The organism is Halococcus sediminicola (genome assembly GCF_000755245.1).
Classification (GTDB): Archaea; Halobacteriota; Halobacteria; order Halobacteriales; family Halococcaceae; genus Halococcus; species Halococcus sediminicola.
Genome location: NZ_BBMP01000006.1, coordinates 31124 through 43942 on the forward strand (window position 1 = coordinate 31124; position 12819 = coordinate 43942).

Annotated in this window: 8 protein-coding genes; 1 reads left to right on the top strand and 7 read right to left on the bottom strand. The window is 48.1% G+C overall.

The features are described 5' to 3' along the window. Nucleotides 1-122: 122 nt before the first annotated feature. The 6 genes from ACP97_RS03080 to ACP97_RS03105 all read right to left on the bottom strand — a co-directional run bounded on the left by ACP97_RS03080 (nt 123) and on the right by ACP97_RS03105 (nt 7485). On the bottom strand, nt 123-446 hold the full coding sequence (locus tag ACP97_RS03080) for a hypothetical protein (protein ID WP_049996377.1): 324 nt from the start codon (nt 444-446) through the stop codon (nt 123-125). A 616-nt stretch (nt 447-1062) separates the two neighbouring features. Next, on the bottom strand, nt 1063-4569 hold the full coding sequence (locus ACP97_RS03085) for a toprim domain-containing protein (protein WP_049996378.1): 3507 nt from the start codon (nt 4567-4569) through the stop codon (nt 1063-1065). Next, complete coding sequence (locus ACP97_RS03090; RefSeq protein WP_049996379.1) at nt 4562-4933, bottom strand: hypothetical protein; 372 nt, start codon at nt 4931-4933, stop codon at nt 4562-4564. Before ACP97_RS03090 ends, ACP97_RS03085 begins: the two co-directional genes overlap by 8 nt. A 397-nt stretch (nt 4934-5330) precedes the next feature. Then, nucleotides 5331-5570: a hypothetical protein gene (locus ACP97_RS03095; RefSeq protein ID WP_049996380.1), complete on the bottom strand. Its 240-nt coding sequence runs from the start codon at nt 5568-5570 to the stop codon at nt 5331-5333. 101 nt (nt 5571-5671) lie between these two features. Further along, a complete protein-coding gene (locus ACP97_RS03100; RefSeq protein WP_049996381.1) occupies nt 5672-7018 on the bottom strand; it encodes an ATP-binding protein in 1347 nt (448 codons plus the stop codon). A gap of 104 nt (nt 7019-7122) precedes the next feature. Next, nucleotides 7123-7485, bottom strand: a complete 363-nt coding sequence (locus tag ACP97_RS03105; protein WP_049996382.1) for a helix-turn-helix domain-containing protein — start codon at nt 7483-7485, stop codon at nt 7123-7125. A gap of 9 nt (nt 7486-7494) precedes the next feature. On the opposite strand from ACP97_RS03105, the gene ACP97_RS03110 reads away from it, so the two are divergent. Further along, nucleotides 7495-11088, top strand: coding sequence for an Eco57I restriction-modification methylase domain-containing protein (locus ACP97_RS03110; protein WP_079977536.1), 3594 nt, complete (start codon nt 7495-7497; stop codon nt 11086-11088). 231 nt (nt 11089-11319) lie between these two features. On the opposite strand, the gene ACP97_RS03115 is transcribed toward ACP97_RS03110, so the two are convergent. After that, complete coding sequence (locus tag ACP97_RS03115; protein WP_049996384.1) at nt 11320-12609, bottom strand: RNA-guided endonuclease InsQ/TnpB family protein; 1290 nt, start codon at nt 12607-12609, stop codon at nt 11320-11322. Nucleotides 12610-12819: the final 210 nt, after the last annotated feature.

Here is a 12819-nt window from a genome sequence, read left to right on the forward strand (position 1 = left end):
AGAGAGGGGGATAAGGGGGAAAACAATGGTAGGACGCGGCCGCGATTTACACGACCTGCGCCGCAAAAATGTGGAGAGATCGTCCCACCAAACCAGTTAGATCCAGTGAGACACGATAGTTCTCAGCCCTGATCCGGAGTCTCAACACGGACCTGATCAAAATCATCAGCAGCCTTCTCCATCAAACGAGCCGCCTTCCGCAGATCCTGCGGCCGCAGCGAATCAGTGTACTTCCAGGTATCACCATCATCAGGCGTGTACGCACGCTGAATCTGGCAATTATGGAACGTATTATCATCCACCTTACGCTTGAACACGGTCAAGGTCAACGGATTCGCCTTGTACCGAGCAGCAACCTCCGAATCAGAACCAGACTGGGACTGGCCGCCCTGAGGCGTTTGATTTTGAGCGTTGGCAGAGCCATCGAATACAGTATCTTCTGTCATCGTTAGAGAGCAGCGTCCAGCAGTCAGCCGGACAGCTGCAAGTCTACCACGGAAACACAGACCGGTTCTACAGAGAGGGAAGGATCTGAGCCTGTGGAATCCGTGGAAAGATGGAACACCGACTGGTGCTCCACTCATACCAAAAATACAGGTAGGAATATTTATAAAACAGACGGTGGCGGTCAAATCCGGGGTAGTCAGAAGCTCTCAATACCCCCAAATTTCGATCTCGTGACACCCTATAGACGCCTTCTACATAGGGATAAAAGCACAGAGCAGAAGCTACTTATAAAGAAATTGATTTTTTCGCCACCTACAGGTACTAAACGGGATTTTGGAGGTAGAGACTCTAACGATGGGCAATACACAATACCGGTGACGGATGTGACAGATGTGACGGCCTCTAGTTCTTATGGAGTTTGCTTTTGTGGAGGGTGTTTACTCCACCCCCTCCCAACAAGAGATGATTCCATAAGAGTAATCGTCGGTACCAAACGTCACAAATGTCACTTTTTTATATAGCCTGTTACCTTCGGGTAGCGAAAATCCCGAATATAACGGCGTTATATGCAACTATGAAGAAGTAGCTACAGAAAATGGTACTATGAGACAGTGATCAATTCGAAGCGAACATATCTGGCTTCGCTTCCCTGATACTCCCTTCCGATAACAACTCTGTGATTGCATCATCCAACATTTTTTCTTTCGACTTGCTCCACCGACTTCCGAATTTCCGTCCGAAGTATATCTTCAGATCCTTTCGCGGGATCAGATTCCCGTCGTAGTTCTCAGCGTTGTCCTCGATCATATCTCTGACACCGGTTCTGGATAGGTTATACTCGCCTTTGATCGCGTAGCCATTGTCCTCAGAGCTGTCTTCTTCAGATCGACCGTCGCTACCATCACTATCACCACGACCTGTGTCTCCAGTCGACTGTCCGCCGATCTCCAGCTCAAGGAAGTTGTTGAATCGGTCGGGGTTCCTGACGCGAACCATGAAGTCTTCTCCGCTTCGTCGGACCTCGACACCGAACTTCTGCTCCAGTTCGATCCGCTTCTTGTGGATATTATCAGCCATGTTCTGCTTGACACGGCTCCACTTGTAGTACCGACTGCTTTCAGTGACATCCTCATCAGGTAGATCGTCCCTAAGTCCGGAGTATACCGACCTCAGTTGGTCGAAAGCATGGTAATTACCGACTTTAGCTGAATCTTTTTCTTGGTAGAATCTGACAAGCGTTTTGATGAACAGACGTGTATACTTCGGCTCTTGACTGTCGAGCTTGGCTCTGCTCCTGCTCACCGCTGTCTCATTGTCCGTGGCAGCAGTCATGTTCTCCAAAGAATCGAGGTTGACTTCTTTCACGGTCTGCCACTGTGCTTCAGCCTCTTCTCTGAGATCCTCGAATGTGTAGTCGTCTTTGAGTATTCCGCCTATATTCTGGTAGACAGCCATTCGGAGGGCTTGACCACGTGCGTGCCTGTAGCTCTCTAAGTGGTTTTTCCAGAATTTCTGGACGATATCGTTGTGGATCTCGTCTCTGTGTTCCATGACGGTTTCCCGGTATTCGTCCTCGTATGGTTGTTCCAGCCAGTCTTCGAGCTCTTCTTCGATTTCGCTGTATTTCGGAGCGACCTGTTTGATCACCCACTGTGTGAAGGTCTCCAGCTTCCGTTTTCGCTGGCGTGACAGGCTTATTTTGTCGTCTTTGGTGGCTTTCTCCATGTCTTCATCGAAGACGATGACGCCGAAACGCGAGGCCATCGCCTGGATGTTCATTCCAAGGAACTGGATTAGTTCTTCAAACTGGCTTACAAGCTCGAAGCTGGTTTTCCCTGTTTCTCTGTAATCTTCGAACTCATCATCATCATCTGGGTATTGTTGTCCGTCCTTTGGGTTCGCTAAGTAGGACAATGGGCCGTAGAACCGGGTTTTGATGCTGTGCCCGGCTTTTGTTTGTTCGTGTATTCCTCGTTCCATCAGGTTGAGCAGTTGGTCGTTGAGCTGTCTGCTGCTGGCTCCGAAGTTGAATTCGTCGACGAAAACGGTGCTTGTTAGGCCGTCGAGTATTCCGTTCTGTTTGCCGTCGCTGTCCGCGTAGCCGACTAATCCGGCTGGTGTAGCATCATCGAGTTTTCGACCGACTCGATCTCCTGTGTATGATTTTCCGACTTTGGTGTTGGTCCACATCTGGGTGTGTGGTTGATAGGGTGCTACTTCGTTCGGATCGACTTTTCTCCTGCTGTGCCGGATTATCTTTGGATACATCACTGTCCGCAGCTTGGGATCGGTGTTGTATCCGCTGATAAGGTATTCTTCGATGAGTGAGAGGATCTGGTCGTTGGAGAGATCCATCACCAAGTCTTTGCTCGGGCCGTCGATTTCTTCGGCTAATTCCAAGTAGTCGGTTCCTTCGATGCTTCTCAGCCACTCGCTGTATGATTTGCTGAAGTCGTCGGACTTCCGTTTCAGCTCTCTGTATTGTTCTTTGAAGTATTTGCTTTCTCGGTAGCAGGGTTTCGAGAGGTCTGCAACTTTTATCGGTAGGAAGTTTTCTCCGAGGCTGATTTGCTGGTATGGATCGGTTATGAGCTTGTAGGTGTTTTCGTCCTCGCCTTCGCCGAACTGGATTTCGTAGACTTTGAATTTTGTGTCGGTGTCGACGCTGCCGTGTCCGTTTACCTTGGTCTCTGCTGCGGTTATCTCCAGACGGTTGACGTAGGTGTCGGGAGTTGGGTTGATGTTGAGCGTCTTTCCGTTGCGTAGACGAAGGTTTTCCGTAATATCTGCTTCTGCATCGTCGGTATCTTCGGAGTTTGGCGTTGTTTCTGTCTTTTTCTGTGCCTCCCTCTTTTTCTGCTGCTCTTGATACTCGTCCAACCATTTTTTGAACTGTTTTCTGTTATCTGCCTTGCTACCAGGCATTTCTTTGAATACAGTGGTTTTCTGCTCTTCATCCCATGCTCTGATAGCACTCCATACTTTCCGCTTCTTTTCGCTTATCGTCCTTCTATCAGCTTCTTCCACTTCGTCAAATAGGATGTCGAGGTAGAGATCCGCGTCATCCAATAGCGAATCTATTTCGTAGCCGTTCTCGGTGGTCCAGTCATCAAGATCTATTTCTCTGTCGAACCGTACAAGCTGGGCTTCAACACCGTTTTCTGCGAGTATCTGCGCTGTTTTCTTCGCTCCTTTCCAGCCTTCGCTGTCCCCATCCATTACGATGTAGACGTTCTTGAAGTCGCTTACCCGGTTGCAGACTTTCTTGATATCTCTGTCGCTGTATTGTGTAGTGACCGGACTTGAGACATTGTATCCTGCTCTGTGAGCTGAGATGGCGTCTGTGACGCCTTCGGTGATGACTACCGTGTTCTGGTTTTCGCGGTCTTGGTGCCATTCGTAGATTATGTGCCGGTTGAGGGTATCGTTCTCGATCAGTTTCTTGTATTTTGCGTTGCTGTCGGAGAGGATCTGCCTGTATTTTTCAGGGCCGCTGTAGTCGCTTGGTTTCCGTCCGATCATGTACCAGGTCTGTTCTCCTCTGGTGTAAGGGAAGACTATGCGGCGGTACATTTGGCAGATGAGGTCGCTGTCTTTTTCGTAGAAGAGTCCGGAATCGGTCAGCGCTTGCTTATCGAACCGTTGTTTCAGGGTATCTATGGTATCAATGCTCATGAACCCGATTTTTGTTTCGTCTATGAGATCGTCGTCAAAGTTCCGTGTTTCTTTGATGTGTTCGTGGAGCGGTGAATGCTCTTTTTTGAGGGCTTGATGGCTCCATTCGGTTGCTTTGTTGAGGACTTCTCTGCTCGCTTTCCGTCTGTCAAGCGTTTCCTGATCTATGTCTTCCCAGTCTTTCTCAGGGAAATGTTCTCTCAGCCATTCTACGGCACGTTCAACGGAGTTGTACTGTTTGATGTGCATTACGAGGCTGAGTGCGCCGCCTCCGCTTTTGTTGGCGGAGCTGTAGCAGACGAAGTCGTTGCTGTATACGCAGAGGTCGGGAGTATTGCCGTCGTGGACCTCGCAGTAGTATTCTGTGTAGTTTCCCTTTCGTTTCCCTTTCCGTAATCCGAGTTCGGTTACGACTTCTCGGATGTCGACGGTCGGCAGCTCACTCAATTGTTATCACTTCCTGTTCATTGAATGCGATCTTGTAAGCTCCCTGTCGGTCTTGATAACAGATGCCGAGGCCGAGTTTCCAGAGTGTTCGGATGAGCTGCGGTAGGTTGATGTAATCTTCTTCGAAATCTCTGACTTGTTGCTTTTCTTTGAGTAGAAGCGGTGTTGTGACAGCTACGTGTCTGTCGCCGTATTTTTCGAGATCCTTGACCCTGTGTGAGTCGTCATCGTAGTTATATTTGAGAATCTGGATGAGATTGTCGTGGATCTGTTTCAACGATGAAAGGCCGTTCCCATTTTTTCGGTATTCGTTCCCGAGCTTACATTCGATGTAGAATGGGTTGCTGAGCTCGCGCCACTTCATCTCGATCTGTTCGTCTTGATGAAGGATGATGTCCGGTCTCCTTTTTCTACCTCGTTTTGTATCGTGCTGTGTCTGTACAGTTGTGCTGTCTCCACTGGTGTTGATTATTCTTCTTCCGTGGAGATTGGTAGAAAGCTCTTTTGAGAATTGAAGTTCATTCTCGAATGCGTAACTGAGTTTGAGATCGCCGATTTTGCATCACTGTACGATTTTACCTGTCTGGAGTTGGTTTTGAGCTGGCTGCACTGTTTTACCACCTACCGAGTTGCCCAATAACGCTCGATCCAATCTTTCAAGACATCTTCTACGTCAACGGCGACATCTGGGCGAGCTTTGCTTTCTTCAATAGCAACTGCACGTAGATCGGCGACCGTCTCATCAGAGACATTTAGATCTCTCACGGAGTTTCACCTATTAGTTCGGCTAATGCATCTTCGTCAATGTTCTCGATGTTTGGTTGGTGGTCGCGGTTGACTGCGATAAGATGAAGGATGTCGTCTGCCTTGACAACCCCCATTTTGATTGGGTCGCCTGGCTCCATGTTCAGGAGTTTGGGCCAGTCGCCTTTGATGCTGATACGGCTGGTACCGTTGTTTTCGAGTATTTCCGCGTCTTTCTTTTGTAGAATTTCAACCATTGTGATCGACTATATAATCTGCTATATAATTTAATTAATAAACCCTGCCATGTTCAGGCGACAGTTCACAGCCACCAGCAGGTGGCAACAAGATAGGACGCCTAATCCGATACGACGCTTTTCTTCAGCTCGCTCCATTCGCCACCCATCTCTGCTGGGATGTTGACCTCTTCTCCCTCGCTGGGCTTGACCAGAGGTATGTCAACAGGTGCGAGTCCGGTAGCACGGTTGTAGACAAGTGCCGTCCCCGTCTCTAACTGGTTCCGACACCATTCCTTTTGCTCTGTGTCCAGCCCGATGCTGCGTGACATGCTTTCGAATTGTTGTTCGTCAGTGGATGGGAGCAGGATCTTCGTGGCGGTGTTGGCCTTCAGAGATTCCATCAGCTTGGTGGCCTCCTGGTCAGCGGCGAGTATGCCGTTCCCTCGCTTTCGGGTCCGCTTCAGGATGACGTTAATTCTTGGCTGCCCCTTCTTGTTGTCTTCTTTCTCTTCGGGGAACATGTCGTATGCTTCGTCGATAATGGTAACGTGCCGTAGCTGGCTTGTCACTGGTTGCTGATGCCGGTACAGGTGGAGCTTGTAGAGCAGTGTTTCCATTACGAGTCGTTGTGCGTCATCCAACAGCCCGTCGAACTGGAAGACGACGTTACGGTTCACCAGCTCTCGGATGGGTATTCCGCGTCGGCAATCGAATAGCGGGCCGGTGGCCTCGTTGATCGTCTCTAAGCGGTCGCGTACTCGTGAGCGGTATCCGCGTTCAACGTGATCGCGCGGGCTGTACTCGCGTATTTGCTGTTCCAGTATTTCGAGGTCCGGTACTTTCTGTGGATCTGGATTCATGCGTTGAGCGCTATAACAGTCGGAGAGAACGCGGTAGACGAGGTTTCGTGAGGAGATGAGTGCCTGGCTTTCGCCGAAGAGGTCCGCGAACTCTTGAATCCAACGGCTGGGTCGAATGCCCTCTGGCGGGTATAGCGGATTGATTTTGAGGTGTCGCCAAGGTATGACCAGCACGTCTTCGAAACGGTCGTCAGCGAGTAGCGAGTGGTATTCAGGATCAACGTCGAACACCCAGAACGGGATGCCTTGTTGATTCAGCTGCTGTAGAATCAGGTAGTTGAGATTCGTTTTTCCTGCTCCAGTCTCCCCTACCGTCAGAGAGTGCTTCGTCAATTGATCGAGCGGTATACGATACGGTTCTCCGTTCTCTGTTTGTCCGAGTTCGATGCTGTTGTCCGCACCTTGAATGTTGATCGGTTGAAACGGATGCTGTAGATATTCGAGCTTCTGGCGTTGGAGTTTCGTGAGTTGTTCTTGGAGTTTCTCTGCTTCTACGGAGCCGTCTTCGAGTTCCTGGAGTCGGTCGTGTAGCTGTATTTGGTCGCGTAAGTTCTGTTCGAGTAGTCGGCCCTGCTTGAGACTGCGGAGATTAAAATAATCGCTCAACGGTAGAATGGGATTCCGAGGCTGAGCTTTGTATTAGGGTTCGATAGTACGCTGCTAGCGGTGCAGCGCTACTGTTGGGCTAAAAAGGGGGAAACTAATATTCTTTATATGACGGAGGATTCGGCTTCTACGAGTGGGTCATCGTACTGTACTGGTTCTCGGTTCTGTGTTTTGGCGAGGAGCTGTTCTGCGGCGTCGGCGAGTTCTTGCCCGTCTTCCGTTAGTTCGTAGATCTTCTTTCTTCCATCAGTATCGGACTCGACTACGTCGTGCTCTTCGAACCGTTTCAGCAGCTTCAGCGTATGGCTATACGTCGAGTTGATCTTATACGCGATGGCTTGGCCGTAGTTGTCCTTACTGGGTTCGCGTAGCGTCCTTAGGATTTTAGCTGGTTTTTCATTGAGCAGTAGATCCATTATTGCGTCATCTGCTGCTTGTTGGTCTGGTCTGGAATCATATTCGGACATATTGGTTGTATGACCCTTAACTCTTTTAAAAGGTCACCACTGACCGGTGACAAACCACTGGTAGTTGGGCGCATCATTGCACTCGGGACCATCAAAGGAACTATGCCGCCGCTGTTGGTGGATGTGGCTATGTCCGGATTGAGTTCGCTGGATCTCTCTGATGCCGAGCAAGACTTCATCCAGAACACTCTGAATGAGTACGCTGCGATCTACCGCGAAATCGACTTCGAGGATAGAGCGGAATCAGATGTTGTACCGCGGCTCATCAACCACCTATTCATCGACGTACTCGGTCACAGCGAGAGCGACTACGAGCAGGAAAACGACTGGAACGACATCATCATTAGAGATGACGATGGGAATGCGGTGATCGTGGTTGAGGCAAAGCGCCGCTCCGTCGACGTAGAAAACGGGATTGACCAAGGATTCGAGTATGCTGGTGACAGAGGCTATGTGGAGTATTTCGTCTCAACTAATATTGATGAGTTCCTTTTGTACAAGACCTGTAGCGAAGATCATCCTGATGCGAAGAGTCACGATGGTTACACCGCTCGGAAGATAGCGGAGGTCAACTTCGAAGGAATGGTTAACGCTGATAGTGGGCGTGCCCTTCTCAGCGCGGTCGATATCGAGGGGTACCAGGATCTATTGGAGTTGAATAAGTTGAGGCGTGAGGAGGTCGCTAAGCTCAGTAAGTTCAACGAGTTTGATATTCCGTCTACTCAGATCCAGAGTGTGGGTTCGGATGAGGGATTCAACAATCTGCTGGATGCTCTTCAGAAGTGTATCAACGAGTATTTCATGGTCTATACGTTGAAGCGGTTCGACGAATATCAGCGCCTGTATTCTGAGGTTAAGAAAGAAAGAGATCAACTACAGTCGGAGCTTGTGACGGTACGGGATAGTGGTGGTGAGGATACGGAGGAGGAGGCGGAGATCCGTCGGCAGCTTTCCGAGGTTGAGGAAAGGTTGGAGCCGTACCGGCGGTTTCACGATGATTACGAGGTCTGGAAGCAGCTGTCGAATCGGGTGGGCGAGAACGAAGATGAGAATAAGCGTGTCTTCTGCCGTGAGTCGGTCTATACACAGATCAATAAGATTCTGTTTATCCGGATAGCTGAGGATAAGGGGTTGTTGAATCAGATGGTGAGTGACGGCGGTGTGAGGGAGTTCTTCGATTTCTGGGAGAATTACGCCAAGTATACTGGTTCGGCGAAGGATTATCGGGACTTGTTCGATGCGGCGTGTGATGAGATGATGGAGCTGTATGAGCACCTGTATTCTGGCAGTATCTTTGATTGGGAGCTACGGGATGGTTCCGCGCTCAATGAGATCTTCCAGAAGACGTTCTGGCATCTGAATCATTACGATTTCTCAGGTGTTGACCGGGATGTTCTCGGTCATCTGTATGAACGGCATTTGCCGAAGGAGGAGCGTCAGCGACTGGGTGAGTTCTATACGCCGACAGAAGTGGTCAACTTCATTCTGGACCGCTTAGAGTACACTCCGGATCAGCCGATTGAGCATAAAGATATTCTTGATCCGGCGACTGGTTCAGGGACGTTTCTGGTTCAGGCTGCTAATCGGTTGGTTGAGCGGCTTGATCGGAAGGGTGTGCCGCCGAAGCGTGCTTTAGAGATCGTTCAGGACCGGCTTCATGGCCTTGATTTGAATCCGTTCGCTGTCAATATCGCGCAGATCAACCTTGTCTTCCAGATTATCGATCTGTACCGAGAGGTGAAGGAGCAAGATCCGGATTACACGATTCAGAATTTCAAGATCTATCAGACGGATTCGTTGAAGCGAGGTGTTGATTCGAAGCTGTCCGGGTTTTACTCGGATACGATTGCGAGGAAGTACCAGGAGGATAAGGAGAAGGCGGATGCGATCAAAAACGGTGAATATGATATTGTCGTCGGAAACCCTCCGTACGTCTATTACAATGACATTCCGAAGGGTCAGCGCGACTCTTATAACGATGCTTTCCCGAATGCAGCTCACCGTCAGTATGACATCTTGATCTTGTTCATCGATAGTGTTCGAGACTGGTTGAAACCCGGTGGTAAGGTCAGTTATATTACTTCTAACAAATTCACAGGTGCTCAGTATGGTGAGAAGCTTCGGAAGACCATGCCTCGCTATGTATTTGTTGACGAATTCGTTGATTTCGCGGATGCTGGAGTGTTCGAGGACGCGGTTAATTATCCATGTGTGTTTGTGATGCAGAGGAAAACTGACGAGGAAGAGAGGAATACAGAGGAATATAGTTTCCCGTTTGTGGAAGTCAAGGAGGGAATGGATGATGTTTCTGACCTTCTTTCACACATCAAGTCAAATATCGGGGAGGAGCATGAAGATGAGTTTGTTAATGCTTTCCCTGTCTCTTCAAATAGTCTGGATGAACAATCTTGGAAATTCATCCCAGATGACGATAGTAGGATACTAGAACAGATCAATAGCGACGTTTCGCATAATCGTACGTTTGATGACGTTTGTAAGCGTATTGAAACCGGGTTGCAACCAGGATACAATCCTGCCTATCTTGTGACTGATGAAGAAGTCAAGGAAAAGGATCTGGAGGAAGAGATTATCTATCCAGTGCTTGAGGGAGAAGAGATTAGACGCTGGAGAGACCCTATTCATTCTAAGAAGGTTATATACGCTCACAACGATTTGGACATAGATAGATTTCCGAACATCAAGGAGCATCTTAGTGAGTACAGAGAGGATTTAGAGAAACGAACTACAATTGATTCCTGGTGGGAACTTCGGCGTGCCCGTCCGGGAGCTATAACGGATGAGCGGAAAATCATCACTCCGGATATCGCCTACTACAGCAATTTTACATTTGTCAGTGGTAGGACTCATCTTCTGAACACGATTTATTATGCCGTGCCTGATGAAATGGATGATTACTCGTTCTTAGTTGGCATTGGGAACAGCATTGTAATGCAGTTCTATATGCGAATGGAAGCACCGACATACCGCGGTTCTTATCTCCGATATTATGGCAATGTGTGGGGTTCGCTTCCACTTCCAAGAGACTCCGAGCTAGAGGAATCAATATCATCGAAAACAGAGGAGATTGTCAACTTTATTGAGGATTTGAAAGATAGCGATCAGATACTCCAGAATCCAGCTCATATCTATGAGGAGTTCAGTGTAGATTCCTTTCAATTGCCTGAACATCCTGCTGTTGAGTCTTATGATTTGAAGAATGTAGAGGTTGAGGACGCGGTTGTTGATGGAAATCGCGTTACTTTTCAGAATCTTTCCTCGGAAATCAGGTTCTTTGATGAGAATGAGGATTATCAAGCCCTTCTAATGGAGATTCTAGAGATGAAAAATCTGGAATTGGCTGACGAGATCAAGAAAATACGTCTACCTTCGGATAAGTCGATGGTTCCAGAATTGCTTGATAGACTTCGTACGGTGCGAGACGAGTTGGAGGAGGCTGGTGAGGAGATGCAGGAGCTTCAGGATGAATTGGACGAGTTGGTGCTGGACCTGTACGGGTTTGAGGATGAGGAGAGGGAGTTGATTCGTGAGCGTACGGATACGCCGAGTAATCCGTTGGATACTCGGATGGTGATTACGGAGTAGTGATTTGTGTGGTGGAGTTGCTGACCCGCTTGGAGAATGAGATGTAGAGCAGATTTCGACATCGATGTAGTCGAACCATAGTAATATACATTGTCATTTTCGGGAGTTAACCATACTTTGAGCAATAACACTGAATTTTTGACGGCTACTGGCCGCAGAATGGTGAACTACCCGCTACCTTGTCTCTTCGAGATGAGGAAGGGGCTTCAACGAAGTAGTGAATTAGGCAGGTCATGCCCACGTGCTAACCTGACAGAAGTCAGGTTTCCTTATTCGTTCAGGCGTGTTCACAACGCTCTCTACACCATCCACAGAACTATCGAATAGCTCTGTATTTGGCTTACCTTTGTGTTTCCTTGCTATGTTCGCAGCTGCATTCACATCCGCGTTCAACTCTGTCCCGTCCGATGCAACGAACAAACCACGATTCCTTCGAGTACCAACGTACTCTTCGTGGTGCTCTACTGGTTCGTTGTCGAGGAAGCTGCACTTACTGGTATGCGATTCATTCTGTAGCTTGAACTCGATACCTTTCTCCTCTAACTTGTGTTTCAGCTTCTGCTTGAACTTGTCATGCGGAATAGAACTGAAGCTTTGATTGGTTCTGTCACCGAGATCGCTATCCTTTTTCCATCCTTTTGCATCTCCAACGATCACTTTCTCAATCCTGTGTTCAACACAGTAGTCGACCAAGCCACGAACAGCTTTGTTGAAGTAGTCATGGATTTTGTTCTCTCGTTTTCTGCGGATTCGCTGCATACGGTTGGTTTCGCGTTCGATTCCTTGCTTATCTTTGATGCTCTGTAGCTTTGCTCTACGTTTGTTGTACCATCTGTTCGTTGATTTCAAAGCACGCCCATCCAGTATGAATGAGCGTCCAGAATGGTCAACACATGTTGCCAAGTTATCGACACCAAGATCAATCGAGAGGAATGTCTCTTCTTCTGTCTCAACCTCTTCTGCATCTTCTTCGTAGATGATTCGGTATTCGAAGTATTCGGCATTGGATTTCGGCAGTATCTGTAATTGCTTGATCTCTGACTGCCGCACCTCTTCATAGGTGAACGGTATCCGGATCTCTTTTCGGCTGAAGCCGTATTCTTCTCTGAACTGCTTCGGTACACCTACCCGGATATAGTCCTCTTTGAGCTGAAAAGATTGATTTGGAAATGTAATGGGATGAAAACCGTCTTTCTCCAAATAATTTGGCGGAGAGCAGTTAGCTTGATATTTTCCTTCTTTCTTCTTTTCTATAAGCTTGAAGAACGACTGAAATCCTTTGTCGGCTTGCTTCATCGTCTGTTGTGCTGCCTGTGACGGCAGTAATTCGTAGTTTTCGTTGCTCTTGATCTGGTTGTAGGTGTTGTAGTAGTTCAGGTACTCGCCGTTGTCAAAGTAGTGCTGTCGAACCTCGTAGAGATGTCTGTTGTAGAGATTCTTAGAGAGTCTAGACATCTTCCGCAGAATCTGATATTCTTCTCTATCCAGACTTCGAAGATTTTGACGCAGCGATTTTTTCATAATCTAATATATGCAATTATATTTTTATATCTAGGGGTGATTCATTCCCTATCTTATTCACTTCGACAACGAAGGAATGAACTTCTCACCACAAATTTGATAAGATAAATGGCTGATGTCTTCTCCGGCCTAAAGACCGGGCCTCTTTGCGCGATATTGGTGAAATGCCGATGTTGTACAGGAATTCATCGAATCCAGTTTTGCTTCTTA